The sequence below is a fragment of the Flavobacterium sp. genome (assembly GCF_041911335.1).
Taxonomy (GTDB): Bacteria; Bacteroidota; Bacteroidia; order Flavobacteriales; family Flavobacteriaceae; genus Flavobacterium.
Genome location: NZ_JAYRPD010000060.1, coordinates 1 through 26,734, shown reverse-complemented (window position 1 = coordinate 26,734; position 26,734 = coordinate 1). Strand labels below are relative to the sequence as shown.

General features: G+C 32.0%; 28 protein-coding genes. 16 read left to right on the top strand and 12 right to left on the bottom strand.

From position 1 onward, the window contains the following. The 4 genes from ACE3PD_RS10245 to ACE3PD_RS10230 form a co-directional block, all read left to right on the top strand. A partial coding sequence (locus tag ACE3PD_RS10245; protein WP_374402138.1) for a gliding motility-associated C-terminal domain-containing protein occupies positions 1–1,892 on the top strand: 1,892 nt, incomplete at its 5' end. Positions 1,893–1,921: 29 nt separating this feature from the next. Further along, a complete protein-coding gene (locus ACE3PD_RS10240; RefSeq protein ID WP_374402135.1) occupies positions 1,922–2,830 on the top strand; it encodes a type IX secretion system membrane protein PorP/SprF in 909 nt (302 codons plus the stop codon). An 11-nt stretch (positions 2,831–2,841) separates the two neighbouring features. After that, positions 2,842–4,749 carry an OmpA family protein gene (locus tag ACE3PD_RS10235; protein ID WP_374402133.1) on the top strand — a complete coding sequence of 636 codons (1,908 nt, stop codon included), beginning with the start codon at positions 2,842–2,844 and terminating at the stop codon, positions 4,747–4,749. Between the two features lie 294 nt (positions 4,750–5,043). After that, positions 5,044–5,766: a hypothetical protein gene (locus ACE3PD_RS10230; RefSeq protein ID WP_374402131.1), complete on the top strand. Its 723-nt coding sequence runs from the start codon at positions 5,044–5,046 to the stop codon at positions 5,764–5,766. Between the two features lie 95 nt (positions 5,767–5,861). Here the strand turns inward: ACE3PD_RS10230 and ACE3PD_RS10225 are convergent, their stop codons facing one another. Then, on the bottom strand, positions 5,862–6,350 hold the full coding sequence (locus ACE3PD_RS10225; protein ID WP_374402129.1) for a CAP domain-containing protein: 489 nt from the start codon (positions 6,348–6,350) through the stop codon (positions 5,862–5,864). Positions 6,351–6,593: 243 nt separating this feature from the next. Next, positions 6,594–7,238 (bottom strand): pyridoxamine 5'-phosphate oxidase, encoded by a 645-nt coding sequence (pdxH, locus tag ACE3PD_RS10220; protein ID WP_374402127.1) that lies wholly within the window; start codon positions 7,236–7,238, stop codon positions 6,594–6,596. 116 nt (positions 7,239–7,354) lie between these two features. On the opposite strand from pdxH, the gene ACE3PD_RS10215 reads away from it, so the two are divergent. From ACE3PD_RS10215 to ACE3PD_RS10205, 3 genes are read left to right on the top strand one after another with little or no spacing between them, the layout of a single operon-like run. Then, the gene (locus tag ACE3PD_RS10215) at positions 7,355–7,897 is read left to right on the top strand and encodes an RNA polymerase sigma factor (protein ID WP_374402124.1); all 543 of its coding nucleotides are present in this window, start codon (positions 7,355–7,357) and stop codon (positions 7,895–7,897) included. A gap of 30 nt (positions 7,898–7,927) precedes the next feature. Continuing rightward, on the top strand, positions 7,928–8,350 hold the full coding sequence (locus tag ACE3PD_RS10210) for a hypothetical protein (protein WP_374402122.1): 423 nt from the start codon (positions 7,928–7,930) through the stop codon (positions 8,348–8,350). A gap of 11 nt (positions 8,351–8,361) precedes the next feature. Beyond that, a complete protein-coding gene (locus ACE3PD_RS10205; RefSeq protein ID WP_374402119.1) occupies positions 8,362–8,811 on the top strand; it encodes a sensor of ECF-type sigma factor in 450 nt (149 codons plus the stop codon). A gap of 44 nt (positions 8,812–8,855) precedes the next feature. Here ACE3PD_RS10205 and ACE3PD_RS10200 read toward each other — a convergent pair whose 3' ends face one another. After that, entirely contained in the window at positions 8,856–9,878 is a 1,023-nt protein-coding gene (locus tag ACE3PD_RS10200; RefSeq protein ID WP_374402117.1) for a WD40/YVTN/BNR-like repeat-containing protein, read from the bottom strand. Between the two features lie 156 nt (positions 9,879–10,034). On the opposite strand from ACE3PD_RS10200, the gene ACE3PD_RS10195 reads away from it, so the two are divergent. From ACE3PD_RS10195 to ACE3PD_RS10185, 3 genes are all read left to right on the top strand, one after another. Further along, positions 10,035–11,198, top strand: coding sequence for a hypothetical protein (locus ACE3PD_RS10195; protein WP_374402115.1), 1,164 nt, complete (start codon positions 10,035–10,037; stop codon positions 11,196–11,198). An 86-nt stretch (positions 11,199–11,284) separates the two neighbouring features. Beyond that, positions 11,285–12,502 (top strand): RsmB/NOP family class I SAM-dependent RNA methyltransferase, encoded by a 1,218-nt coding sequence (locus ACE3PD_RS10190; RefSeq protein WP_374402113.1) that lies wholly within the window; start codon positions 11,285–11,287, stop codon positions 12,500–12,502. A 3-nt stretch (positions 12,503–12,505) separates the two neighbouring features. Beyond that, positions 12,506–13,603, top strand: coding sequence for an endonuclease (locus ACE3PD_RS10185; RefSeq protein WP_374402111.1), 1,098 nt, complete (start codon positions 12,506–12,508; stop codon positions 13,601–13,603). 119 nt (positions 13,604–13,722) lie between these two features. Here the strand turns inward: ACE3PD_RS10185 and ACE3PD_RS10180 are convergent, their stop codons facing one another. From ACE3PD_RS10180 to ACE3PD_RS10145, 8 genes are all read right to left on the bottom strand, one after another. Then, positions 13,723–14,424 (bottom strand): sulfite exporter TauE/SafE family protein, encoded by a 702-nt coding sequence (locus ACE3PD_RS10180; RefSeq protein ID WP_231843707.1) that lies wholly within the window; start codon positions 14,422–14,424, stop codon positions 13,723–13,725. Between the two features lie 62 nt (positions 14,425–14,486). Next, a complete protein-coding gene (locus tag ACE3PD_RS10175) occupies positions 14,487–14,936 on the bottom strand; it encodes a FixH family protein (RefSeq protein ID WP_374402108.1) in 450 nt (149 codons plus the stop codon). Positions 14,937–15,039: 103 nt separating this feature from the next. Continuing rightward, positions 15,040–16,458: a cytochrome c oxidase accessory protein CcoG gene (gene ccoG / locus ACE3PD_RS10170; RefSeq protein WP_374402106.1), complete on the bottom strand. Its 1,419-nt coding sequence runs from the start codon at positions 16,456–16,458 to the stop codon at positions 15,040–15,042. A 62-nt stretch (positions 16,459–16,520) separates the two neighbouring features. Then, positions 16,521–17,459, bottom strand: coding sequence for a cbb3-type cytochrome c oxidase N-terminal domain-containing protein (locus tag ACE3PD_RS10165; protein ID WP_374402104.1), 939 nt, complete (start codon positions 17,457–17,459; stop codon positions 16,521–16,523). Between the two features lie 105 nt (positions 17,460–17,564). Beyond that, a complete protein-coding gene (locus tag ACE3PD_RS10160) occupies positions 17,565–17,735 on the bottom strand; it encodes a cytochrome c oxidase subunit IV (protein WP_026726108.1) in 171 nt (56 codons plus the stop codon). Positions 17,736–17,740: 5 nt separating this feature from the next. Further along, positions 17,741–19,918 (bottom strand): cytochrome-c oxidase, cbb3-type subunit I, encoded by a 2,178-nt coding sequence (gene ccoN / locus ACE3PD_RS10155; protein WP_374402101.1) that lies wholly within the window; start codon positions 19,916–19,918, stop codon positions 17,741–17,743. 2 nt (positions 19,919–19,920) lie between these two features. Continuing rightward, on the bottom strand, positions 19,921–20,118 hold the full coding sequence (ccoS, locus tag ACE3PD_RS10150) for a cbb3-type cytochrome oxidase assembly protein CcoS (protein WP_026726106.1): 198 nt from the start codon (positions 20,116–20,118) through the stop codon (positions 19,921–19,923). An 81-nt stretch (positions 20,119–20,199) separates the two neighbouring features. Continuing rightward, the gene (locus ACE3PD_RS10145) at positions 20,200–22,584 is read right to left on the bottom strand and encodes a heavy metal translocating P-type ATPase metal-binding domain-containing protein (protein WP_374402098.1); all 2,385 of its coding nucleotides are present in this window, start codon (positions 22,582–22,584) and stop codon (positions 20,200–20,202) included. A 109-nt stretch (positions 22,585–22,693) separates the two neighbouring features. Between ACE3PD_RS10145 and ACE3PD_RS10140 the strand changes: the two genes are divergently transcribed. The 3 genes from ACE3PD_RS10140 (at position 22,694) to ACE3PD_RS10130 (ending at position 24,381) form a co-directional block, all read left to right on the top strand. Continuing rightward, a complete protein-coding gene (locus tag ACE3PD_RS10140) occupies positions 22,694–23,371 on the top strand; it encodes a Crp/Fnr family transcriptional regulator (protein ID WP_374402096.1) in 678 nt (225 codons plus the stop codon). A gap of 76 nt (positions 23,372–23,447) precedes the next feature. Next, positions 23,448–23,651, top strand: a complete 204-nt coding sequence (locus ACE3PD_RS10135) for a hypothetical protein (RefSeq protein ID WP_374402094.1) — start codon at positions 23,448–23,450, stop codon at positions 23,649–23,651. Continuing rightward, positions 23,641–24,381, top strand: a complete 741-nt coding sequence (locus tag ACE3PD_RS10130; RefSeq protein WP_374402092.1) for an HNH endonuclease — start codon at positions 23,641–23,643, stop codon at positions 24,379–24,381. The genes ACE3PD_RS10135 and ACE3PD_RS10130 overlap by 11 nt, the downstream gene beginning before the upstream one ends. 26 nt (positions 24,382–24,407) lie before the next feature. Here the strand turns inward: ACE3PD_RS10130 and ACE3PD_RS10125 are convergent, their stop codons facing one another. Beyond that, positions 24,408–24,716, bottom strand: a complete 309-nt coding sequence (locus tag ACE3PD_RS10125; protein ID WP_374402090.1) for a rhodanese-like domain-containing protein — start codon at positions 24,714–24,716, stop codon at positions 24,408–24,410. 129 nt (positions 24,717–24,845) lie between these two features. Here ACE3PD_RS10125 and ACE3PD_RS10120 point away from each other — a divergent pair, with 129 nt between their 5' ends. From ACE3PD_RS10120 to ACE3PD_RS10110, 3 genes are read left to right on the top strand one after another with little or no spacing between them, the layout of a single operon-like run. Next, the gene (locus ACE3PD_RS10120; RefSeq protein ID WP_374402088.1) at positions 24,846–25,298 is read left to right on the top strand and encodes a MarR family winged helix-turn-helix transcriptional regulator; all 453 of its coding nucleotides are present in this window, start codon (positions 24,846–24,848) and stop codon (positions 25,296–25,298) included. 16 nt (positions 25,299–25,314) lie between these two features. Further along, complete coding sequence (locus ACE3PD_RS10115; RefSeq protein ID WP_374402086.1) at positions 25,315–25,947, top strand: NAD(P)H-dependent oxidoreductase; 633 nt, start codon at positions 25,315–25,317, stop codon at positions 25,945–25,947. A 33-nt stretch (positions 25,948–25,980) separates the two neighbouring features. Further along, positions 25,981–26,547 (top strand): YceI family protein, encoded by a 567-nt coding sequence (locus ACE3PD_RS10110; RefSeq protein ID WP_374402084.1) that lies wholly within the window; start codon positions 25,981–25,983, stop codon positions 26,545–26,547. Positions 26,548–26,734: the final 187 nt, after the last annotated feature.

Below are 26,734 nucleotides of genomic sequence, written 5' to 3'. Positions count from 1 at the left end.
GTGGAAATGCTTCTACTACTTCGGCAACATTTACTATTATTGATGATACAAATCCTGTGATTGCTACTGAGGCTTCGGATTTAACAGTACAATGTGATGGTTTAGGAAATACAGCTGCTTTAAATGCTTGGTTGGCTTCTAACGGAGGTGCTTCAGCTAGCGATGCTTGTTCTTCGGTAACTTGGAGCAATAACTTTACTGCAGTATCCGATACTTGTGGAGCAACAGGTTCGGCAACAGTGACTTTCACTGCTACGGATGCTTGTGGAAATGCTTCTACTACTTCGGCAACATTTACTATTATTGATGATACAAATCCTGTGATTGCTACTGAGGCTTCGGATTTAACAGTACAATGTGATGGTTTAGGAAATACAGCTGCTTTAAACGCTTGGTTAGCTTCTAACGGAGGTGCTTCAGCTAGCGATGCTTGTTCTTCGGTAACTTGGAGCAATAACTTTACTTCAGTTTCTGATACTTGTGGAGCAACAGGTTCGGCAACAGTAACTTTTACTGCTACTGATGCTTGTGGAAATGCTTCTACTACTTCAGCAACTTTCACTATTGTTGATGATACAGATCCTGTGATTGCTACTGAGGCTTCGGATTTAACAGTACAATGTGATGGTTTAGGAAATACAGCTGCTTTAAACGCTTGGTTGGCTTCTATCGGAGGCGCTTCAGCTAGCGATGCTTGTTCTTCGGTAACTTGGAGCAATAACTTTACTTCGGTATCCGATACTTGTGGAGCAACAGGTTCGGCAACAGTGACTTTCACTGCTACGGATGCTTGTGGAAATGCTTCTACTACTTCGGCAACTTTCACCATTGTTGATGACACAGATCCTGTATTTACTAGTGAATTACCTCAAAACATTTCTGTTTCCTGTGATGCAATTCCTAGTCCTGCAATAATGACGGGAACTGATAATTGTAGTGATGTCACTATCATAGTTACCGATAACATTGATAGAGAAGAATCCGATTGTGAAGGGGAATACATCATTAACAGAACTTGGACATTAACAGATAGTTGTAATAATAGTACAAGCTACACACAAGTGATTACTGTATTTGATACTACACCGCCTGTGCTTACAACCCCAATTGATTCTCAAATTAGTGTTTCATGTTCTGAAATTCCAGAACCTCCTCAATTAATTTTTACAGATAATTGTTCAGGTGTTCAAGAAGTTACTTATAATGAAACATCAACTATAATATCAATTTATCAATATGTTATTGTTCGTGAATGGATAGTTTCAGACAATTGCGGAAACGAAGCTAATTTCACACAAACTTTAAATGTAAGTGTTGAAGAACCTTTCGATGCAATACCTTATGCAATTTGTATTGAAGATGATCCAATAGATTTATTTACTATATTAGACGATTCAATTCCTACAACAGGAGAATGGCTTGAAGTTACCAATTCAGGTGGATTAACTGGAAGTATTTTTAATCCGACCAATGTGGCTTTAGGTTATTATACCTTACAATATGTAGTAGAATTAGAGGATAATACATGTCCAATGATTTATGAAATCTATTTGAATGTAAATGATGATTGTATTGTGTTACCTGCTTGTGATATTACAGTTTACAATGCGGTTTCACCAAACGATGACAACTCAAATGATTTCTTTTTCATTGATGGTTTAGAATGTTATCCAGATAATACAGTAGAAATTTATAACCGATGGGGAATTTTAGTTTATGACGAAACAGGTTATGATAATAATCTTAAATCGTTCAAAGGAATATCTGAAGGTAGAAACACCATTAACAAAAATGAGCTTCTTCCCGACGGAACTTATTTTTACATTCTGAAATATACAGATGAAGAAAATAAGAAACACGATCGATCAGGATATTTATACCTAAACCGTTAATAAATTAAAGCAACTTAAATACGAACAAGATGAAAACGATATTAACTATAATTTGTGCATTCATTTTACAAAGTATATGCTATTCGCAACAGGATTCTCAATATACTCAATATATGTACAATACCTCTCTAGTAAATCCAGCATATGCGGGATCTAGGGAAACAATCACTGCATTTTTATTACATAGAAATCAGTGGGTTGGATTAGATGGTGCTCCAGTAACAAACAATTTTTCAATTAATTCTCCATTAGGTGATTCCAATTTTGGTATAGGATTAAATTTTGTGAATGATGAAATTGGTCCTGTTTCTGAAAATGAAGTTTCAGTTGACTTGGCTTATTTTATTCAAGTTTCTGAAAATTATAAATTGTCTTTAGGTTTGAAAGGAACAGCTAATTTATTTCAATTAGATGTAAATAAGTTAAGAGTATTTGATCCTACAGACCCTCAATTTCAAAACATGGACACCGAATTTTCACCAAATGTTGGAGCTGGATTATACCTTTTTTCAGATAAGACCTATTTTGGTTTATCAGTTCCGAATTTTTTCGAATCATACCGATATAATGACAATAATATTGAAATTACAAAAGAAAAAATGCACTTCTATTTTATTGCTGGACATGTGTTTACATTAAGTGAAAACATCGATTTTAAACCTGCTCTTTTAAGTAAAATTGTAGAAGGTGCTCCTTTGCAAGCTGATGTAACGGCAAACTTCTTATTCTTCGATAAGCTAACATTAGGTGCGGCTTACAGATGGGATGCTTCCGTGAGTGCTTTAGCTGGATTTCAAATTTCAGATTCTTGGTTTATTGGTTATGGATATGATTTAGAGACATCCAAACTTGCTAACTACAATTCAGGTTCGCACGAGATATTCCTTCGATATGAATTTTTCAATAGAAGTAGAGTTTCAGCTCCAAGATTCTTTTAAATTTTCCGATTATGAAAACATTATACACACTAGTATTCGTCTTAAGTATCACAATTGGTGCTTTTGCACAAGGGTCTAAGCTAAACAAAGCGGACAAAAAATACGATAAATATTCCTATATAGATGCAATCGAAATTTATGAGAAAGTGGCCGAAAAAGGATATAAATCGGTTGAATTATTCGAAAAATTAGGGAACGCTTATTATTTCAATGGTGAATTAGATAAAGCCTCTAAATGGTATGGTGAACTTTTTGCCCTAAATCAAGAAGTAGACTCGGAGTATTATTTCAGATATGCACAAGCTTTAAAAGCGGAAGGGAATTACGAAAAATCAAATCAGTACATGGAATTATTTGCTCAAAAAACAAACGATACTAGAGCTAAATTATTTCAAGAAAATAAGAATTATTTATCTGATATTGATGCCGTTTCTGGAAAATACACTATGGATAAAACCGATGTAAATTCGGAATTCTTTGACTACGGGCCATCCTTTTTTGGTAAACAAATTGTATTCACCTCTTCAAGAAGCGAAGGCAATCAGTACTCCAAAATTCACGATTGGACAAAACAAAATTTCACAGATTTATTCGTTGCTTCAATTGATAACGAAGGAAAATTAGGAAGTGTTGAAAACTTTTCTAAAACTGTGAATACCAAATACAACGAGTCCTCACCTGTCTTCACCAAAGATGGCAAAACCATGTATTTTACCCGAAACAACTACAACGATGGCAAAAAACGAAAAAGTGATGACAAAGTTATCATGGAAAAAATTTACAAAGCCGAATTAGTCAATGGTGAATGGACAAACATAAAAGAAGTCCCTTTTTCAAATGACAATTACAAAACCGCACATCCTGCTTTAAGTCCAGATGAAAAAACAATGTATTTTGCATCGGATATGCCAGGTAGTTTTGGAAATTCAGATTTATATAAAGTGTCAATTGATAGTAACGGAAAATTTGGAACACCAGAAAATTTAGGTCCAACTATCAATACAGAAGGAAGAGAAACCTTCCCTTTCGTTGATGCTGATAATAATTTATTTTTTGCATCAGATGGTCATCCTGGACTTGGTGGACTTGATATTTTTGAAGCTAAAGCTAATGGTAATTCTTTTGAAAAACCTGTAAATGTTGGTAAACCATTAAACAGTCCAATGGACGATTTTGGTTACGTTACCAATAAAGATGGTTTAGGATTTTTCTCATCAAACAGAGATGAAGGATCTGGTTTTGATGACATTTACACCTTTACTGTTTGCACCCATACATTATCAGGTTTAATTACTGATATAGATACAAAAGAGATTCTGCCAAATGCAAAAGTGATTCTTTTTGATGATAAAATGAATAAAATAAGTGAAACCATTTCTTCAGATAAAGGAGTTTATTCTTTTAAAATTGAATGTAATAAAAAATACTACGTGAGAGCATCAAAAGAAGAATATGAAACTACTGAAAAATCATTTGGTCCAGTAACTAAAACAGGTGAATCTAAATTAGATATCGAATTAAAACGAAATATCTTCCCTGTCGAAGTAGGAACCGATTTAGCAAAAATATTAGATGTTAGTATTATTTATTTCGATTTAGACAAATGGAACATTCGACCAGACGCTGCAGAAGATTTAGAAAAAATCATTGCTGTTATGAACCAATATCCAAACATGACAATTGATATACGTTCGCATACCGATAGTAGACAAACTCACAAATACAATGAATTATTATCAGACAGAAGAGCAAAATCTACTTTAGAGTTTATTGTTAAAAACGGTATTAACCGAAACCGATTAACAGCAAAAGGATATGGAGAAACACAATTAGTAAATAATTGTTCCAATGACGTTCCATGTAGTGAAGCAGAACATCAAAAAAATAGACGAAGCGAATTTATCGTACTAAAAATGTAACCTACACACATATCTATATCATTTTTTGGAAAGCAGTTATTCATGTAATAGCTGCTTTTTTAGTTTAAAAATTTGCTTTTAAGTTTATAATTAATTAATTTTAAGTTTTAAATCCCCTATATATTTATAAGAAACACCAAAACGTTATCAAAAGATAGCTTACTAAACTTTGATTCAAAGTAAGTATCGAATGAAACGATTAGTATTCTAATATTTGTATTTCTTGTAAAGGGGTAAATAAGCCGAACAGATACCCAAAAAAGATAGTAGGTGTTAATTTGAATAAATAATTTTATGAAAAAAAAATTTTTAATAGCTTCAACATTAACTTTATTATTTTTTGTATTAATTTCTTGCAATGAAGATGATAAAAATTCTGAAAGCTCTTTAGCTGTAAAAACAGAAACTGAGAAAAGTGATTTAGATTATTCAAAATATGAAAACTCAATTGCTTTAAAAGGCAAAATTAAGACTTGGCTTAATTCTAATAATGAGTTGGTCATTTATACCGAAACTGTTGATACCAAACATATTTTTATATTACAAGAAACCGATTCAAAATTAAAATTGGAAAACGAATATTCAAAAATTACATTCCTAGATCATAGCATTATATTAGATTCAAAAAGTGAGGCATTTTTTATAGGAGTTAAAGAAAAATTAGAATCTAGTATCATAATTAAGGAATTTAAAGAAATTAGAACCAATAAAAAAACTTTAGAAGCTTATGGTAGTGGTATTGTACATATGTGGTTCGAAAAAGGAAATGAATTTGCTAAATCAAAAATTAAATTAAATATTATAGAGGAACAACCAAGTATTTTTAAATATTTAGAGGACGCAGATGCAGGTACTTCATGTGATAGTGGAGGAACTGGCTCAACATCTTGTAGTGTAAGTAGTGGAGGTTCTGGTCAATCAACTGGTTGTTCTGTTTCTTGCCAATCTGGATATTATTCTTGTTGTAACAAGGGAGGTTTATTTACTGTAAATTCTTGTAAGTGTGTAAAGTATTAATCTAAAAAAATTAAATTACTTTAAAAAAATATCAAACAAAAAAGCAGCTATTTCTCTCAAAACAGCTGCTTTTTCTATAAACAAACATGAAATCTTTATTTTTTAATAAACATATTAGTGTAGTATTTTTTCCCTTGGTCATCCATTCTAATAGAAGCTCCAAAATGTGTATAATCGCCTTCTAAATTGGCTTTATGACCTGGGCTATTTATCCATGCATTTACAGTTGATTGAGCCGTAGCATAAGCAAAAGCTACATTTTCTCCCACACGAAAAGCACCTAAAACGTTTTGTAAATTTTCTTTTCTTTGATCAAAACCTTCATGAGTAACTGTTTGAGTAGCTAACATATAATTATTGTGTTCTGAAGATTTATAAGAAATATGTTCAATAATTTCCAATGGATTTAAACCTATTGAAACTCTGTATTCATTAACTTTATCTAATAATTCTAATTCATTAGCATTATGAGTATAGCTTTTCGCTGTTTCAACTGGTTCATTTACGCCTTCGCTTTCAGAAGAACAAGAAGTTAAAGAAACAATTGTGAAAATTAGAGCCAGAGAGTTGATCATTTTTTTCATAAGTAGAGTATTTTTTATTCAGTTGTTGTTGTGTTAACAAATACTAAAAATCGATTAAGTGTTTGATTAACAGGACAAATGTACAAAAACATCGATAACATGCAAAAAAAATCGATGAAATGCATCAAAATTTAACGTTTTAAACATTTGAATATCAATTACTTAAAACTTTGCTTACAGGAATAAAAAAATCCCAAGTTAAAAAACTTAGGAATTTAAAAGATATTTATAAAATATTGATTATCAAGGAGATAATCGCTCTATTTTCCAATTGTAATCATTATTTAATTGATAGCGAATTCTATCATGCAATCGATTCGGTCTTCCTTGCCAAAACTCCACTTCTACAGGTCGCACTAAAAAACCACCCCAATGAGCTGGACGCAAAATTTCTTTTCCCTCCCACTCTTTTTCTAATGCTTTCAAATTATCCTCTAAAAACTCTCTACTCGGAATGACTTCACTTTGTGGTGAAACAATAGCGCCTAATTTACTTCCATCAGGTCGCGATGCAAAATAATTATCGGAAACATTTTCCGGAGTTTTTTCTGCAATTCCTTTAATAATAATTTGACGCTCTACAATCGGCCAAAAGAAAGACAAACAAACATTCGGATTATTCAAAATAGCTTTTCCTTTTTCCGAATTATAATTGGTGTAAAAAATAAAACCTTCTTCATTAAACTTTTTAAGCAATACTACACGCGCCTTTGGAAAACCATCTAAACCAATTGTAGTTACGGTCATCGCATTCACTTCTTCGGCTGCATTTAACTCTTCGGCTTCGTAAAACCATCGATGGAATAAATTAATTGGATCTTCCGGAATTTGGTTTTCCAATAACTCGCTCTTTTCGTATGATTTTCTATAATTGCTTAAATCTTTCATAATATCAGTTGTTTCAACAAAGCAAAGTTACAAAGGGAAACTCGTTTTTTTACTAAAACAAAAATTAAAATTAAACCTTTTTGAATATCTTTAGTCTTATAATCAAATTCAGCATTTTGCAAGACGAAAAAGCTTTCATTTCCGAATTACTAAACCCGAAAACGCAAAATGAAGCGTTTCGAAAGCTATTGCAATTGTATCAAAAACCTTTGTATTATCATATAAGAAACATGGTTTTGAGTCACGATGATGCTGATGATGTACTACAAAACACGTTTATAAAAGTATTTGGAAATCTAAAAAATTTTAAAGGCGATAGTAAATTGTATTCTTGGATGTACCGAATTGCAACTAATGAAGCCATTACTTTTATGCAACAACGAGCAAAGAAACAAGGAATTTCAAACGAAGAAGCCCAACAAAAAGCCGTGAATAAACTAGAAAGTGATGTTTTTTTTGATGGCGATGAAATTCAACTGAAATTACAAAAAGCCATCGCTACTTTGCCTGAAAAGCAACAATTGGTTTTTAAAATGCGCTATTTTGAAGAATTGAAATACGAAGAAATGTCGGAAATTCTAGAAACTTCGGTAGGTGCTTTAAAGGCGAGTTATCACATTGCTGTTAAAAAAATTGAAGATTTTTTACATTCACATTAAACCTTTAACAATAATTTTTGTCCAATAGATATGAAACCTTTTGATTTAGAAAATAAAAACGAAATAAAATCAGGATTTAAAGTTCCAGAAAATTACTTTGAGCAATTCGAAGCTAAAATGATGGCACAAATCCCGGTAGAGAAAGAAACAAAAGTGGTTTCCTTATTCTACAGAAAACAAGTTTGGATAAGCGCTATTGCTGCTGTTTTTTTAATCGCGATTGCAATTCCTGTTTACTTCAATATGGCAAGTGAAAGTAATTTAGATGCTTCTACTATTGAAAATTATTTAGTTCAACAGCAAAATGTTGGAATAACAGAATTATCAAAACACTTAACCGATGACGATATTATAGCATTAGAGAAAAATTTATCTTTAAACGAATCAAATCCTGATGCTTTTGAAGATTATCTTTCCGAATCGGAAAACTTAGATTATTATATTAACGAATAAATTTACCCATTATGAAAACGAAAATCATATTTCCTATTATATTTCTTTTAGTTGCTTCATTGTCATTTTCACAAGGTTTTAAAGAAAAAAGAGAAAAAGTAAAAGCACTAAAAGTAGCTTACATTACCGAGCAATTAGAATTAACTACAGAAGAAGCTCAAAAATTTTGGCCTATTTATAATGCCTTCGATGAAAAACAGTCGGAACTACGTCATGAAAAAATGAGAGCCATTTTAGACCGATTCAAGCCTGGAAATGTTGAAAAATTAAGCGAAAAAGATGCTTCTAATTCATTAGCACAAATGGAAAAAATTGAAGAAGATTTATTCAATTTAAAGAAGAAATTCATCAAAGATTTACAAGGTGTAATTAGCGCTAAGAAAATCATCAAACTTAAAAAAGCCGAAGAAGATTTTAATAGAGAATTATTAAAACAAATGCGCGAAAAAAGAAGAGGTTAGTTATAAAATTTTAAAAGCGTTCAGCAACAATTGAACGCTTTTTTTTATTCCATTTGAAATCGAACCAACTTATTTCTTCCGGTAGCATAAAACACTTTATCAGATTCAAATCTAAAAGTGAAAAAATCTTTGTCATCAGAGAATTTTGTCCAACTTTTACCAAAATCATCCGAATAAAACATTCCGGTTCCACCAACAGAAATGAATTTCTTCCCTTTACTATTTGGGACAAATTGCACACAAGAAGCGTAACCAAAAGCTTCTTTATCAGCAATTAATTTCCAAGTTTTACCACCATTTTTAGTAATGGCTTTGTTTGCCCAATTTTGATCTTGCTTCATGTAATTTCCTCCTGCAATAATTCCGATTTTTTCATTGTAAAAGTCAGCTGTAAAAATTCCTGTCATTTCCTCGCCTTGAACAATTGGAGTTTCATAAACTTTCCAAGAACCACCAAAATCCTTAGAAACAAAAACTCTCGATTTCTTTCCACCAGAAACCATAAAAATCGATTTCCCTTTTATAGTCAAATTCGTGTTGCTTGTTGCAAAAGCGGCTTCACCTTCTGAAACTTTTGGTAGAATATCACAATTTACTTTTTGCCACGTTTTGCCTCCATCTTTAGTTTTTATAAATGCTAAACAGTTTTCTATTGGATCACCCATGGCAAATCCGTTTAAATCATCTACAAATTGCATACTATCGTAAAACACTTTTTCGTGTTCTTCTTTATAAACAACTGTTTCTTCCAAGGTTTTCTTATCAATACGAATCAACATCGCTGGATTTCCAACAGATAAAACAAAAATAGCTTCTTTGGTTCCTGCAATGCTTCTAAATTCGGTAGTTCTTGCAACGTATTTAATTTCTTTTATAATAGTGCTATCTTTCTTTTTATCGTAAAATCCGTAACGGCCTTTATCCATTCCCATCCACACTTTTTCATCGTCAACTAAAATAGCTCTACAACTCAATTTCGTTTCGAGAATTACCTCTGAATTAAATTTTTTATTTTGAGCTATTGCTGAAATACTTATAAATAATAGAAATAAATAAATCTTCTTCATTGGATAGGTTTTATTTTCAAATATAATGGAAATGTTGCAAAGGAAAAACATATTTTTCAAACATTTAAAAATCAACAAGTTAATTGCGGTTAAAAAACTTTGGTACAGTAATTGGTTATTCAAAAATAGAAATAAGAACCTTAAAACGAATATATTATGAAAACGAAATTGATACATCTGAGCTTACTGGCTTCATTGACGATAGGTTCTCTTTTTGCTCAAGAAAAAACTACGGTTACAGCAAAAAATTCGGATATCAGTGACAACTTAGACTTAAGAGCGGTTGCAACTGTTTTTGGTGATGCAAAAGATTTGGAAGATTTTGAAAGAAGATTGAATGATCCTAAAACTCAAATCTCTAATTTAGATTTGAATAACGATAATTATGTCGATTATTTAAGAGTTATTGAAACGGTTGAAGGAAACGTGCATTTAGTTGTGGTTCAAGCGGTTTTAGAAAAAGATGTTTTTCAAGATGTGGCAACCATTGAAGTAGAACGAGACCGAAACAATCGAGTACAAGTACAAGTTGTGGGTGACGTTTACATGTATGGTGCTAATTATATTTACGAACCTGTTTATGTGCATACTCCGGTGATTTACACTACTTTTTGGGTAAGTAATTATCGTCCGTATTATTCATCTTGGTATTGGGGTTATTATCCAAGTTATTACTATTATTGGAATCCTTTCCCAATTTTTAGATACAGAAATCACATTCATGTTCATATCAATTTTGGTCACAGTTATCACTATGTTTCACACAGAAGATGTGCTTCCGTTTATAACAATTATTATGGAAGAAGAGGAAATGGTTACGAAAGAATGCATCCAAATCGTTCCTTCGCACATAGAAATTCAGGATATTCAAACCGACATGAATTAGATTCAAGAAGAAATATCAACACGCCACGAAATAGAAGTGAAATGACTTCAAACTCACCAAGAGGAAATCGTGAAACAAGAGAATTTAAAGGAACTACACCAAGAACTCGAACTGAAACAAGTAACCCAAGAAATAACGGAACAAGAGGAAATTCTGGTACAAGAGTTGTTACTGAAAACAGAGGAAAATCTCCAAGAGTAACTACAGAAAATAGAGGTCGAAATGAAGGTCCAAGATCAAATGGTGGAAGAGAATATTCTGAAAACAGAGGTAATTCTTCTAGAGAAAGAGGAACTATTTCAAGTTCAGGAAACAGAGGAAATTCGGAATACAGGGGAGGTTCTTCAAGAGGTAATTCACAACCAAGAAATAGCGCTCCACGAGGCAATTCAAACTCAAGAGGTTCCGAAGGAAGAGGAAACGGAAGAGGATAAATATTAAAGCTGTCAAAATTGACAGCTTTTTTTATTTTAATTCGTATCTTTGCATCCCGAATTCTCGGGATGATTTAAAATAAAAAATGAGATTACATAGAAATTTAGTATTCACAACAATCGATTCGCTAATGGCGATTTTTAACGAAGGTGAATACGCTGATAAAGTGGTTGCTAGAGCACTTAAAAAAGACAAACGTTGGGGAAGTCACGATAGAAAATTCGTAGCAGAAACCATTTACGAAATCGTAAGATGGAAACGTTTATACACTGAAATTGCAGAGGTTAAAGAACCTTTTGATAGAGATAAAATTTGGAGAATATTTGCCGTTTGGGCAGTATTAAGAGGTTACACCCTACCCGATTGGAAATATTTTGAAGATACACCGGTTAGAAGAATCAAAGGAAAATTTGACGAATTAACCAAAACTAGAAAATTCAGAGAGTCAATTCCAGATTGGATGGACGAATTGGGTGTTAAGGAATTAGGTGAAGAAACTTGGACAAAAGAATTAGCAGCTCAAAACGAACAAGCAAAAGTAATTTTAAGAGTTAATAAACTTAAAACTACCAAAGAAAAATTAAGAGCTATCTTAATGGATTTGAATATTGAAACCGAGTTTCACAAAGATTATCCAGATGCTTTAATTTTAACCGAAAGAGCTAATGTTTTTTTAACAGATGCTTTTAAAGATGGTTTGTTTGAAGTACAAGATGCTTCTTCTCAACTAGTGGCTTATTTCTTGGATGTTCAACCAGGAATGCGAGTTGTGGATACTTGCGCTGGTGCAGGTGGAAAAACCTTGCATTTGGCTTCTTTAATGGAAAATAAAGGCCAATTAATTGCTATGGATTTGTATGAAAGTAAATTAAAGCAATTAAAAATAAGAGCGAAAAGAAACGGTGCTTTCAACATTGAACCAAGAGTTATTGAAAGTAGTAAAACAATAAAAAAATTACACGAAAAAGCCGATAGAGTTTTAATCGATGCGCCTTGTAGTGGATTAGGAGTTTTAAAAAGAAATCCTGATAGTAAATGGAAATTACAACCTGAGTTTATCGATAACATTCGAAAAGTTCAGGCTGAAGTTCTAGAAAATTATTCAAAAATTGTAAAACCAGGTGGAAAATTAGTGTATGCTACTTGTTCGGTATTACCTTCAGAAAATCAAGAACAAATTAAGCATTTCTTAAGCACTGAGATTGGAAAAGAATTTACATTTGTCAAAGATCAAAAAGTTTTAGCAAGTGAAAGCGGTTTCGACGGATTTTACATGGCATTATTAGAAAGAAAAAATAAATAGTTTATGAAAAAGAACTTTACCTTATTAGCATTTTTATTGTGTTCACTAATGGGTTTGGCACAAATTCCTGCTGGTTATTACAATACTGCAACAGGAACTGGTTACGCATTAAAAACACAATTATTTAATATCATTAAGAATCAAACTGATTTAGGTTATAGTGGATTATGGGTTACCTATCAAACTTCAGATAGAGATGTTTTTACTGGTACAGGTTATGAAAATGACAATACTATTTATGACATGTATACTGAAAACCCTACAGGTAGTGCTGGTGAATGTGGTTTTATATATGGCACAGATCAGGATACTGGTTCTGGAGGAGGTTCAGAATGTGATGTTTATAATAGAGAACATATTGTTCCTCAATCTATTTTTAGTCAAGCAGCCCCAATGCGACATGATGCACATTTTGTAACTCCAACTGATAAAAAAGTAAATGGTGATCGTGGTGATAATCCTCATGGAAATGTTGCAGTAGTTTCTTCAACAACTAATAATGGTGGAAAACATGGATCAAGTGCAATTGCTGGTTACACTGGTCAAGTATTTGAACCAAATAGTGCTTTCAAAGGTGATATAGCTCGTATGTACTTTTATTTTGCAACACGTTATCAAGATCAATTAGCTAGTTGGTCATACGTTATGTTTAATGGAACTTCTGATCAAGTATTTACAACTCCTTTTTTAAATATGCTTATTACATGGCATAATAACGATCCTGTAAGTGTTTTTGAGATTACAAGAAATAATGCAATATATGCTAGACAAAACAACAGAAATCCGTTTATTGATCATCCAGAATATGTATGTCAAATATATAGTGCACAATGTGCAGCATTATCATCTGAAAGTTTTGCTTTAGAAAATGCCATTTCAATTTACCCAAATCCTGCAATCAACAACGAAGTTACAATTTCATCTGAAACGGAATTAAAATCAATTGTTTTATATAATATCAACGGACAAATTATTCAAGAAATTAAAAACCCTACGCGAGTTGATAATTCTTATAAAATAAATAATTTATCAAGTGGATTTTATTTAGTACAAATGGCTTCTGAAAATGCTGTTGCAACTAAGAAAGTTATTGTAAACTAAGATTCAAAGCATATAAAATAAAAAAGTCTCATCAAATAAATGATGAGACTTTTTTTATGAAACAAAAAGAATGATAAAGCTAAAACTTCATCACTCTTTTCCCCTATTAACTAAAATATTTAATGACAATTGGCTTCGGGTTGCACAAATAAACTCATATTACTTGGTGATAAATATGGAATATCTAACCCTAAACCTCTTATAATAAATAACATTCCTATAATTACCGCTACTAAAGGTATTGCTTTTTGAATCGTTCCTCTAAATGAGAAAGAAAGTAAATTTGAAACATAAACCACAGCAGCAAGCATTGGTATCGTTCCTATTCCGAATAAAATCATATACAAAACACTTAATGAAATACTTTGCATAGCAATAGCTCCAAAAAGTGCTACATATACCATTCCGCAAGGTAAAAAACCATTCAATAATCCAATTGTGAATAACGATTTGTAGCTTTTGTTTTTAAACTGTTGGCCTAAACTCGATTTTACTTTTGTAATGATTCTATAAATTGGTTTTGAAAAATTGTACTTGGCAAATACTCGTTCTGGAATTATCGCTACCATAATCATTAAAATCCCAACGATTATAGAAAGTTGTTGTTGCATTCCGGCTAAATAGAAAGTTCTTCCTAAAAGTCCAAAAATTAAACCTAATGTACCATAAGCTGTTAGTTTTCCTATATGATACGTAATTATCTGAGTTACTTTTTTAGCTTCATTGCTTCTATCTACTGGTAACATCATAGCAATTGGACCGCACATTCCTATGCAGTGAAAACTACTAATTAAACCAAATATAAAAGCTGAGTATAACATTAATTACAAATTTCAAATTCAAGATCAAATCCAAGAACAAGTTCAAAGTCAAAAGAAAGAAATTATTCGATTCTAAATGAATCTTTGTTCAAATACTTCACACCATCGTATTCCCAATCGATAGAAATGTCCCAAAGACCGCCAGCCAAATTACTTTTAGGTATGAGCAAATGTGGACTAGATAGTGAAATCGGAATTTCAAAATCTAATTTCTGACTTGACGGTCTGTATAAGGACACTTTTCCATTTATTTTTGAATAATCAAAATCAGCTGGAAATTGAATTTTCATTCCTTCTGCTGATTTTTCAATAGTTACTTTATTTGTTAAAGCATTCGCATTCTCTTGTTTCTCAATATCGCCTTGAACCGTTGCTTCTTTTTTGTAATAGTCTTCTACCACTAATTCATGATCATATTTATCATTAGATTGTACTTTAAATACATAAGATAAAATGAAGGTCATAAAAAGTGCAAAAGCAATAACGATTCCGGTTCCCCAATTAAATTTCATATGTTTAAATTTTATTTATCATTGGTAACATATGGTATCGCCTTTTAAATTATTGGTGTTTGCTTACGCAATTTTTTAGTGGCGATTTCATAGCTGTATTTTTTTAATTAAAGTTTCTTGGTCCTTGGAAATTAGTTGATGTTTCTTCAATCAATTTATCTCCATTATATAATTCCAATTTTAAATGAACTTTTTCTTCTTGTAATGAGTTTTCTGGAATATCAATATATAATGTTCCGCTTACTAAACCTTGTTTTGGCACCTTAATTACTGGACTTCCCACTAATTTTATTTCTCCTTTGTAATTGACAATTTTAACCGTTACTTGGTCAAATTCCTGTTCAGTTTTATTGACAATTTTATAAGTATAGAAGTTACGAATGTTTTCTCCGTTGTGTTGGAACAATTGTCCTGACATTGGTAAGAAATTGGCTTCTACATCATTTCGTAAGAACAACATTCCGATTAAAACGCCTACTAACAAAGTTAAAACAGCGATATAACCTTTCATTCGAAGGGTTAACTTAAACTTTTCTTTATTAACGATTTCGTCTTCACTAGCATAGCGGATTAATCCTTTTGGTAATCCTACTTTTTCCATAACGGTATCACATTCATCAATACAAGCGGTACAGTTAATACATTCTAACTGAGTACCATTACGAATGTCAATTCCAGTTGGACAAACTACTACACATTGGTTGCAATCGATACAATCTCCGTGACCTAATGCGGTTCTATCTTCACCATTTCTCCATTTTTTTCTTCCGTTTGTACCTTCTCCTCTTACGTGATCATAAGTAACATTAATGGATTTGTTATCCAATAAAACCCCTTGCATTCTTCCGTAAGGACAAGCGATAATACAAACTTGCTCTCTAAACCAAGCGAACACAAAATAGAAAACACCTGTAAAAATTAATAAGGCAATTAACGTACTTAAATTATTTGCTGGTCCTTCAGTAATCATTTTGATAAGTTCATCGCTGCTAATTAAATACGCTAAGAAAACGTTAGCAATGAAGAATGAAAAAATAAAAAAGATAGTCCATTTTGTAACTCTTTTTCTTATTTTTTCAGCATCCCATTTTTGTCTTTCTAATCGCATTTGAGCCCCTCTGTCTCCATCAATCCAATATTCGATACGTCTGAAAACCATTTCCATAAAAATAGTTTGCGGACAAAACCAACCACAAAAAATACGTCCAAAAGCCACTGTAAACAACGTCAAGCCAACTACTCCAACAATCATTGAAATCACAAACAAATGAAAGTCTTGAGGCCAAAATGCAAATCCGAAAATACTAAAACGTCTTTCCAGTACATTAAACATCAAAAATTGATTTCCATGAATTTTAATAAAAGGAGAAGCTATTAAAAAAACCAAAAGAAAATAACTCAATAACTTTCTTTTATCGTAAAATGGTCCAGAAGGTTTTTTAGGATAAATAAAATTTCTTTTCCCTTCCGCATTAATTGTTGCAATGGTATCTCTAAAACTTTCGTCTGGTAAATTTGACATAATTATGTAATTTTTAGTTTAAAAAAGGTTTTGAGAATTTCCCAAAACCTTTTTTACTATTTTTATTTTCCTGCAGGAGCTTCTACCTTAGTAGAGTCTACTACTGCTTCAGCTGCTGGAGCTGCAGTTTCTGTCCATATTTCTCCTTCAGCGGCTTTTGCTCCAGGAGGATTAGAACCTTCTAAAGTTAGAATATAACTTGCAACACTTTGAATATCTTTTGCAGATAAATTAGACTTCCAAGCAACCATTGACGGATTATTTTTACTTCCTTCTGATATAAGCTTGAAAATATTTTTGATACCTCCTCCATTAATCCAATGCTTATCGGTTAAGTTCGGTCCGACTAAACCTCCACCATCTGCTTTATGACAAGCCGCACAAGCGTTGTTGAAAATTTCTTTACCTTTTGCTAAACTTTCAGCATCAGTAACAGCAACAACTGTTTCATAACTTATTTCTTCTGATGCATCTTTTGGTAATTTCGATTTTTCTAATTCAGCTAATTCAATTTCTTTATTAAATTCTTCTGTTTGTGTATAATCTCCCACAACATGAAATCTTACTAAATATATTACCGAAAAAATAATAGTTCCATAGAATAAATATACCCACCATGGTGGTAGAACATTGTCTAACTCTTTGATACCATCGTAGTCGTGATCTAACATGATATCTTCTTCTCTTTCAATTTCTTTAGAGCGAGTTAATTTACTAACGATATTTTGGTACCATTTACTTTCAGTAAAAGAAACCGATTGTGCATTTGCTAATTGTTCTTTTTGCTCATCTGTTAATAAATGATAGGTTACTTTATCAACAGCGTCGATTACAATTTCGATTGCGATTAATAAAAATAGGAATACTCCTAAAAATAAAGCTACCATAGGAAACTTTATAAAGGCTGGCTTGTCTCCTGAGTCGATAAAATATTCCAAAGCTGCAAATACTATTGCAAACAGTAATGGAACTCTTACGTATGATGGAATTAATTTTTTCATGAATTGAAATTTTTTATGTTATGAGAACCTAAACAACCATGAAACTACCCAAAAATTACAAAACATCATGGTTGTTTTAGTCGCTCTTTTATTCTAATTTTATAACTATTCGTCGTTTAAAGGCATTTCGCTAATTTCTTTGATTTTTTCTTTGCTGTAAGTAAATGCCCAAATTGTGAACAATACAAACGCTGTAAAGAAAATAGTCAACGAAATGATTGGATAAATATCTACTCCTGCAATAGTTTCCAAATTATGTTTAATGAACTTTAGCATAACTTTTATTTTTTAACTTGAGTATCAGTACCTAATCTTTGTAAGTATGCAATCAACGCTACAATCTCTCTATCTTTTAATTTTGATGTTGTGTTTCCACCAAAAGATTTCTTAATATCAGGGTTCGCTAACAAGTTTGCTTCAATTTTGCTTGCTTGTTCGTCCATATGTTTAAGAGCATTATTAATATCTGCTTCAGAATAAGGAACTCCTAAAGTTACCATGGTTCTCATTTTGTCTTGAATAGTTGAATTATCTAATTCATTTTTAATTAACCATTGGTATCTTGGCATAATTGATTTTTCATTTAATCCTTGGGGATCGTACATATGGTTAAAATGCCATACATCATCTCTACCTCCATTAAATGGTTTTCCTTTAACACCTTCGCGAGCTAAATCTGGTCCAGTACGTTTAGAACCCCATAAGAATGGATGGTCGTAAACGAATTCTCCTGCTTTAGAATAATCTCCATAACGTTCCACTTCTGAACGGAACGGACGAACCATTTGAGAGTGACATCCCACACAACCTTCACGGATGTATAAATCTCTACCTTCTAATTCAAGTGGTGTGTAAGGTTTAACTGCTGCTATTGTTGGAATATTTGATTTTACTAAAATCGTTGGTAAAATTTGGATTAAACCTCCAATTAAAATAGCAACTGTAGTCAATAACATGAATTGAACTGGTTTTCTTTCTAACCAAGAGTGTAATTTTTCACCTTTTAAACGGTTTGGAGAAATTACAGCTAAAGCTGGAGCTTCTACTAATTCGTTTTCTACTGGAGAACCTTGTCTAACTGTTCTAATAATGTTGTACACTAATACAATAACTCCTGTAAGATATAATGTACCTCCAATAGCACGCATCCAATACATTGGCATTATTTCTGTTACTGTTTCAAGGAAGTTTCCATATTGTAAAGCACCACCGTCTGGTTTAAACTGTTTCCACATAGAAGCTTGTAAAAAACCAGCTACATACATTGGAAGCGAATATAAAATAATACCTAAAGTACCAATCCAGAAATGGAAATTTGCTAATTTTTCAGAGAATAATTTCGTTTTTGTCATTCTTGGGATTAACCAATAGATCATACCAAATGATAAGAAACCATTCCAAGCAAGAGCACCAACGTGAACGTGAGCAATAATCCAATCCGTAAAGTGCGCAATAGCATTAACGTTTTTCAATGATAACATTGGTCCTTCAAAAGTAGCCATACCATAACCTGTAATTGCCACTACGAAGAATTTCAATACAGCATCAGTACGAACTTTGTCCCAAACTCCTCTTAAAGTTAATAATCCATTAATCATACCACCCCAAGATGGAGCAAGTAACATTACAGAAAATACAACTCCTAAATTTTGAGCCCAATCTGGTAGTGCAGTATATAATAAGTGGTGAGGTCCAGCCCAAATATAAATGAAGATTAACGACCAAAAGTGGATAATTGATAATCTATAAGAATATACAGGGCGATTTGCTACTTTAGGTACGAAGTAATACATCATTCCTAAAAATGGTGTAGTTAAGAAGAATGCTACCGCATTGTGTCCGTACCACCATTGTACTAAAGCATCTTGAACACCTGCATAAATTGAATATGATTTCATTCCTGATAACGAAACAGGTAGTTCTAAACTGTTAAAGATGTGAAGTACCGCAACTGTTACAAATGTTGCAATGTAAAACCAAATAGCTACATAAATATGACGTTCTCTTCTTTTAATAATGGTTCCAATCATATTGATACCAAAAACTACCCAAATAAGAGCAATTGCAATGTCGATTGGCCATTCTAATTCGGCATATTCTTTAGAAGTAGAATAACCTAATGGTAAAGTAATGGCTGCAGCAACTATAATTAACTGCCAACCCCAAAAATGAATTTTACTCAAAAGGTCGCTAAACATTCTTGCTTTTAATAAACGCTGCATTGAGTAATAAATACCAGCAAACATTGCGTTTCCAACGAAGGCAAAAATAACCGCATTGGTGTGTAAAGGTCTTAAGCGTCCAAAACTTAAAAACGATATGCCGCTGGTTAAGTTTGGAAACAAAAATAGGAAAGCTAAAATAAGCCCCACTAACATCCCTACTACACCAAAGACTATACTAGCGTAGAGGAAATTCCTTACAATTTTGTTGTCGTAATAAAATTGTTGCTTCTCCATAATTAGATTGATTTTTGTTTTTCTGTTTGTATTAATTTGTTAGGATTTTCTTTTTTCACTATTTCATCATCAAATAACATTCTGACCGATGGTGTATAGTCATCATCGTACTGTCCACTTTTAACTGCTTTTATAAAAGCACCTAAAAAGACAATCGCTACTACTATACTAATTGTGATTAATAAATAAATGACACTCATACCTTAAATTGTGTTAACAAAGTTACTTCCACTCGTTTTTATAAAACATGACTTTTATCATGTATTAAAATTTTCTTAAAATTAATAAAAATATTTCTTTCCAGCATACAAATTTGTAAGAATTGTTACAAAACTTACAATTGTTATTGTACTGAGCGGCATTATAATAGCTGCTACAATAGGATCTAAAGCTCCAGTTACGGCATAACTTAGTCCTACAACATTATATAATAAAGAAAGTCCAAAACTCATATAAATCGTCTTCATTGCATTCTTAGAATACTGCATAAAAAAGGCAATTTTATCGAATTGTGTTGCATCTAATATCCCATCACAAGCTGGCGAGAACACATTTACATTTTCAGAAATAGATAATCCCAGGTTACTTTGTGCTAATGCGCCAGCATCGTTTAACCCATCCCCTACCATCATTACATTTTTACCTTCTTTTTGTAATTGTTCAATGTATTGTAGTTTTTGCTCGGGTTTTTGATTGAAAACTAAAGTCGTTTTCGAAGGCAACATTTTCTCTAAAATTCTTCTTTCACCATCATTATCACCAGATAAAACAACCAAATTGTAATGTTTAGCCAAATCGGAAAACAATTCCTCTAAACCTTTTCTGTATTGATTATTGAATACGTAACTTCCTTTATAAACGCCATTGATTTCCACATGCACTTTGGTTTTCTTATGCGTGTTTTCGGTCAAGGTTTTAAGGAATTGTGACGAACCTAATTTTACCGTATTCCCCTCAATTTCTGCAAAAATTCCTTTTCCAATGATTTCTTCAAAACTTGTAGTTTCTACCTTTTCTTGATTTGGAATGAAATCGTATAACCTTCTACTTAACGGATGATTTGAACCTCGTAAAACGTTCTTTAATAATCTTAATTCGGATGCGTTTAATTCCGTTCCTTCGTAAGTTATTGCTGTTTTTTTATTGGTTGTAATCGTTCCGGTTTTATCGAAAACAATCGTATCTACTTTGGCTAATTGTTCTACAACTAAAGCATTCTTCAAATATAATTTTCGATTACCTAATATTCGTAATACATTTCCTAATGTAAACGGAGCCGTTAATGCCAAAGCGCACGGACAAGCTACAATCAAAATCGCAGTGAAAACATTAAAAGCGGTTTGAACATCAATGAAAATCCAATACGTAAATGAAACGACCGCTAAAGCCAATAAAGCTGGCGTGAAATAACGACTAATTTTATCGGTAATGGTTTTATGTTGTTGTTCTACGCGTTTTTGGAAAACATCATTACTCCATAATTGAGTTAAGTAACTTTGGGAAACCGAAAATAAAACTTCCATTTCAATGACTTTCCCCATTTGTTTTCCGCCGGCGAAGACTTTATCGCCTGATTTTTTCTCAATTGGAACGGCTTCACCTGTTACGAAACTGTAATCGATAGAGGCTTTTTCGGAAATTAAAATCCCATCTACCGGAATTAACTCTTGATTACGAATTAATAATCGATCTCCTTTTTGGATATCATATACTTGAACTGATTCTTCATCTCCTTTTGGTAAAACCTTTGTAATTGCAATTGGAAAATACGATTTATAATCGCGTTCAAATGAAAGGAAATCGTAAGTTTTCTTCTGAAATAACTTTCCTAATAACATAAAGAAAATCAACCCAGCCATACTATCGAAGAATCCTTGTCCGTAATCGAAAACAATATCGACCGTACTTCTTACAAACATCACCACAATTCCTAAAGCAATTGGAATATCAATATTCAATAATCCTGATTTCATACTTTTCCAAGCGGAAACGTAATATCCAGAAGCCGAATAAATAAATGTAGGAAGCGATAATCCGAAAATCAACCAACGGAAAAATCCGCGGTATTGGTCAATCCAATATTCTTCTACTTCAAAATATTCGGGAAACGAAAGCAGCATGATATTTCCAAAACAGAAAAACGCTACTCCAATTTTAAAGATTAAAGTTCGGTCGATTTTTTTCTTGCCTTCATCAAAATTTTCTAAAGAGATATAAGGTTCGTAACCAATCGAACTCAATAAATAGACGATATCTTTTAAAGAAGTTTGTTCGGAATTAAACGTAATTCGGACTTTCTTTTCGCCAAAATTAACTTGCGAAGTACTTATTCCTGGTTGAAGCTTTTGTAGATTTTCCAGAATCCAAATACACGAACTACAATGTATATGAGGAATGTAGAGTGAAACAATGTGTGTTGTACGCTCTTGGAATTCCAATAATTTAGTAACAATTTCTTCATTGTCTAAAAAGTCATATTTGCCCTGAATGTCTTGTGGAGTGGCGCCGGGTGCTGCCTGAAAATCATAATAACACGTTAGATCGTTTTGACTAAAAATCTCGTAAACGGTCTTACAACCATTGCAACAAAACTTCTTTTCATCAAATACAATCTCGTCTTTTTTTAGAATTTCATTACCACAATGGAAACAATTTTCTGCGTCCATAAATTTGCTCATTTTACCTGTGACAAATGTCTTATATAAAAGTAACTCAAAATATGATAATTGTCATACATTTTTGTAATTTTGTAAACACATTAAACAAAATCTTACTATGGGTAAATGCGAACAGTGTATTGTGAGGCAATTTAGTTCATTAAAAGCCTTAAATAAAGATGAATTAATTCGTATGGCCGAATGCAAAACATCTTACACTATAAAAAAAGGGGAACCAATCTTTGAAGAAGGAGAAGTAACTAATGGAATTTACTGTATCAAAGACGGAGTTTGTAAATTATCTAAATTAAGTGATAACGGGAAAGACCAAATTGTAAAATTAGTAAAACCTGGCGAATTATTAGGCCAACGTTCGATGATTAGTGACGAACCTGCTAATTTGAGTGCAGTGGCGCTTGAAGATATGGAAGTTTGTTTTATTCCAAGAAGCGAAGTCATGCAGTTTTTTACACAGAACAATCAGTTTTCAATGAATGTGATGCGCACTATTTGCGATGATTTAAAAGGAGCCGATGATCACATGGTCAACATGGCACAAAAAACGGTTCGCCAACGTTTAGGCGAAACTTTAATTTACTTAGAGGAAACCTTTGGTAAAAACGAAGATGGTACTTTACGCATCCAATTATCAAGAGAAGAACTTGCCGGAATGATTGGAACTGCTACAGAAAGTTGTATTCGTTTGCTTTCCGAATTGAACAAATCTGAATATATTGAGTTGATTGGAAAGAAAATCAAACTTTTAGATAAAAGTAAATTAAAACGATTGACATAAGAGAATCCGCTGAAAAGCGGATTTTTTGTTGGGATTAATTTTTGTTATATTTGGAATAATTATAAAATTATTTATTATGGATAATTTAATTTCTAGACTTAAGATTTCTCATAACTTGACAAATGATGATGTTAGAGAAATAGCTATGAATATTGTTGATGCTTTTGTTGAAAATAATCTAATTAAAGATGAAACTGACACAAATGAGCATAATGAATTTGAGTTTCAAGACATAATTCACGAGAAATTAAATTTAATTTTCAAAATTGATGAAGAGTAATATTTTTGATTATTTAAATTCAGAATCTGAATTTTTTAATTTTTTGACTGATGTTGAAGTTTTAAACAAAAACACAAGAACTAACTATATCTCTTGGTTGAGGTTTTTATCTCAGTATCACAAAATTGATAATACAATTGATGAAGATGTAATAAAAAATATTATCAATGTTGAAAGTATAATTAAAAATGAAAGAAATTATTATTCAAAAGATAAAGATATTAGTAATTTCAAATCTGCCTTAAATAAATATTTAAAATTTGTAAAAGAAGACTTTTATACAAAAAACTCAATTGATGTTGATACAGAAATTAAAGAAATAAATAATAGTGATATTTTTACAATTACTGAAAAACAAAATTTAACATTATCGAGGATTGGTCAAGGAAAATTTAGAAACCAATTGATTGAGTATTGGTCTGGTTGTTCAATAACCAAACTGGATAAATTAAACCTATTAGTAGCATCTCATATAAAACCTTGGAAAAAATCTGATAATTTTGAGAGATTAGATGTATATAATGGCTTGTTACTTTTACCTAATTATGATAAACTATTTGATAAGGGATATATCAATTTTGACAATAAAGGAAAAATTAAAATTTCAAGTTTTCTTGAAGATAAGGATTTAAAAATACTAAATATAAGCCCAGAAGTTAAACTAGTAAATATTGAATCAAAACATATTGAATATTTAGAATATCATCGCGAACATTGTTTTATAGGATAAAAAATCCGCTCTTCAGCGGATTTATTTTATTCTGTTGGTCCTTCCCAATTAGAAAAACCACCTAATAAGTTAAAAGTGTTCTCAAAACCTAATTGCTCCATGGCGTTGCAAGCGTTGGCACTACGTACACCAGCGGCACAATACACATAATAGTTTTTCGATTTATCTAACTCCTCTACTCTATAGATAAAACCTTGTCCTTTATATATGTCAATGTTAATCGCACCTGGAATATAACCATCGTTAAATTCATCTTCAGTACGAACATCTACTATAACTCCGTTTTCATCATGCGAAAACTGGCTCCACCATGTATTTTGATCTAAGTTTGTCATTGTATCTTTTTTTTCCAAAAGTACTATCAAAAAATGCAATTTTAAAACTTTAACAAAAATTTACCAAACATTTGTACATACAAATAAAATAGTTAACTACATTTGTACATACAAATTTTACAACATCAAATGAGAATAGAAGAAATCATAAAACCAAACTCGCCAATGGCATTAGAGAAGAAAACATTACTGAATGTAATGTACACTCAAAATGTCATTTCGGAAAAGTTTAATGAGCTGTTAAAACCATTTGACCTTTCCCCTGAACAATTTAATGTGTTACGCATCTTAAGAGGTCAGAAAGGAAAGCCTGCTAACATGTCTATGATACAAGAACGCATGATTGCGAAAACCAGTAACACCACACGTTTAGTTGACAAATTGTTATTAAAAGAATTAGTGCTTCGAGAAGTTTGCCCAAACAATCGCCGTAAGATGGAAATTACCATTACGGAGAAAGGTTTGGAACTTTTATTGCAATTAGATCCATTGGTGGAAGCTCACGAGCGCTCTTTTTCTCAAAATTTGACCGTTGCAGAATTAGAATTATTAAACGAATTGCTAGAAAAATTTAGAAATTAAAAACCCAAAATTTACTATGAGTCATTTTATAGAGAATCAAAAATGGCGTTATGCCACAAAAAAATTCGATGCAACTAAAAAAGTATCTGCATCAGATTTAGAAACTTTAAAAGATGCAATTCAATTGAGTTCGTCTTCTTATGGTTTACAGTTATACAAAGTATTCATTATTGAAAATCCAGAAGTTAGAGCGCAATTACAACCAGTTTCTTGGGGACAATCACAAATTGTTGAGGCTTCTCACCTATTTGTATTTGCTAACGTTGTGGATGTTCAAGATAGTCATATTGACGAATACGTAAACAATATTGCAGCTACAAGAGGATTGTCTGTTGAGGATTTAAAAGGTTATTCAGACTTTATGAAATCTAAAATTGTACCATTACCTGTTGAGCAAAAAGCTGTTTGGACCTCAAAACAAACATATTTAGCTTTAGCCAACCTAATGAACGCTGCAGCCGAATTAAAAATCGATGTTACTCCAATGGAAGGTTTTGAACCAGAACAATACAACGAAATCTTAGGACTAAACGAATTAGGATTAAATGCTTCATTAGTAGCAGCTGTTGGATACCGTCATGAAGAAGACGCAACGCAACACTATGCAAAAGTGAGAAAACCAAAACAAGAATTATTTATTACTATTTAATTATAACCATTAACATTTAAAACAATTTTAAACATGAAAAATTTCAAATCAATCGCTTTAGCTCTTGTAGCTTTCGTATCATTTGCAACTACTGCACAAACTGGTAAAAAAGTAGATGCTTCAAAAAGTACCATCAACTGGGTTGGTAAAAAAGTAACAGGTTCTCACGAAGGTACAATTACTTTAAAAGAAGGAACTTTAATTTTCAAAGGAAAAAAATTAGTAGGAGGAAACTTTACAGTTGACATGTCTACAATTAATACAACTGACTTAGACGGAAAAGGAAAAGCAAACTTAGATGGTCACTTAAAATCTGATGATTTCTTTGGTGTTGAAAAATTCCCAACAGCTACATTAGTTTTCAAATCTATTGGTGAAAAAGGTAAAGGAGTTTACGCTGTAACTGCTGATTTAACTATCAAAGGAATTACACACCCAATCAAATTTGATTTAACTGTTGGTGCTAGCACAGCCTCAACTACTTTAAAAGTAGACAGAACTAAATATGATATCAAATATGGTTCAGGAAGTTTCTTCTCTGACTTAGGAGACAAAACTATCAACGACGAGTTTGAACTAACAGTAAAGTTAGCGTTCTAATACAAAGGGAAAATTTGCTATGAAAAACAAAATGCCTTGAATTTTTGAGGGCACTGAAAAAGTCCTTTAAATAACAATTGCAATAATTTAAGGAGTAGAAAACTTAGTTTTTCTGCTCCTTTTTTCGTATATTTAGCTTTAATTATAGCGTTTTTTAGATGTTATTAAAGCAGCAAACAATACAATT

Coding starts and splice junctions, on each gene's coding strand:
- ACE3PD_RS10190 (WP_374402113.1), top strand. CDS start 11,285: ATGAGATTACATAGAAATTTAGTATTCACAACAATCGATTCGCTAATG.
- ACE3PD_RS10180 (WP_231843707.1), bottom strand. CDS start 14,424: ATGTTATACTCAGCTTTTATATTTGGTTTAATTAGTAGTTTTCACTGC.
- ACE3PD_RS10140 (WP_374402096.1), top strand. CDS start 22,694: ATGGGTAAATGCGAACAGTGTATTGTGAGGCAATTTAGTTCATTAAAA.
- ccoG (WP_374402106.1), bottom strand. CDS start 16,458: ATGTCAAATTTACCAGACGAAAGTTTTAGAGATACCATTGCAACAATT.
- ACE3PD_RS10175 (WP_374402108.1), bottom strand. CDS start 14,936: ATGAAATTTAATTGGGGAACCGGAATCGTTATTGCTTTTGCACTTTTT.
- ACE3PD_RS10110 (WP_374402084.1), top strand. CDS start 25,981: ATGAAAAATTTCAAATCAATCGCTTTAGCTCTTGTAGCTTTCGTATCA.
- ccoN (WP_374402101.1), bottom strand. CDS start 19,918: ATGGAGAAGCAACAATTTTATTACGACAACAAAATTGTAAGGAATTTC.
- ACE3PD_RS10225 (WP_374402129.1), bottom strand. CDS start 6,350: ATGAAAAAAATGATCAACTCTCTGGCTCTAATTTTCACAATTGTTTCT.
- ACE3PD_RS10115 (WP_374402086.1), top strand. CDS start 25,315: ATGAGTCATTTTATAGAGAATCAAAAATGGCGTTATGCCACAAAAAAA.
- ccoS (WP_026726106.1), bottom strand. CDS start 20,118: ATGAGTGTCATTTATTTATTAATCACAATTAGTATAGTAGTAGCGATT.
- ACE3PD_RS10165 (WP_374402104.1), bottom strand. CDS start 17,459: ATGAAAAAATTAATTCCATCATACGTAAGAGTTCCATTACTGTTTGCA.
- ACE3PD_RS10205 (WP_374402119.1), top strand. CDS start 8,362: ATGAAAACGAAAATCATATTTCCTATTATATTTCTTTTAGTTGCTTCA.
- ACE3PD_RS10230 (WP_374402131.1), top strand. CDS start 5,044: ATGAAAAAAAAATTTTTAATAGCTTCAACATTAACTTTATTATTTTTT.
- ACE3PD_RS10235 (WP_374402133.1), top strand. CDS start 2,842: ATGAAAACATTATACACACTAGTATTCGTCTTAAGTATCACAATTGGT.
- ACE3PD_RS10125 (WP_374402090.1), bottom strand. CDS start 24,716: ATGACAAACTTAGATCAAAATACATGGTGGAGCCAGTTTTCGCATGAT.
- ACE3PD_RS10160 (WP_026726108.1), bottom strand. CDS start 17,735: ATGCTAAAGTTCATTAAACATAATTTGGAAACTATTGCAGGAGTAGAT.
- ACE3PD_RS10185 (WP_374402111.1), top strand. CDS start 12,506: ATGAAAAAGAACTTTACCTTATTAGCATTTTTATTGTGTTCACTAATG.
- pdxH (WP_374402127.1), bottom strand. CDS start 7,238: ATGAAAGATTTAAGCAATTATAGAAAATCATACGAAAAGAGCGAGTTA.
- ACE3PD_RS10240 (WP_374402135.1), top strand. CDS start 1,922: ATGAAAACGATATTAACTATAATTTGTGCATTCATTTTACAAAGTATA.
- ACE3PD_RS10200 (WP_374402117.1), bottom strand. CDS start 9,878: ATGAAGAAGATTTATTTATTTCTATTATTTATAAGTATTTCAGCAATA.
- ACE3PD_RS10195 (WP_374402115.1), top strand. CDS start 10,035: ATGAAAACGAAATTGATACATCTGAGCTTACTGGCTTCATTGACGATA.
- ACE3PD_RS10135 (WP_374402094.1), top strand. CDS start 23,448: ATGGATAATTTAATTTCTAGACTTAAGATTTCTCATAACTTGACAAAT.
- ACE3PD_RS10145 (WP_374402098.1), bottom strand. CDS start 22,584: ATGGACGCAGAAAATTGTTTCCATTGTGGTAATGAAATTCTAAAAAAA.
- ACE3PD_RS10210 (WP_374402122.1), top strand. CDS start 7,928: ATGAAACCTTTTGATTTAGAAAATAAAAACGAAATAAAATCAGGATTT.
- ACE3PD_RS10120 (WP_374402088.1), top strand. CDS start 24,846: ATGAGAATAGAAGAAATCATAAAACCAAACTCGCCAATGGCATTAGAG.
- ACE3PD_RS10130 (WP_374402092.1), top strand. CDS start 23,641: ATGAAGAGTAATATTTTTGATTATTTAAATTCAGAATCTGAATTTTTT.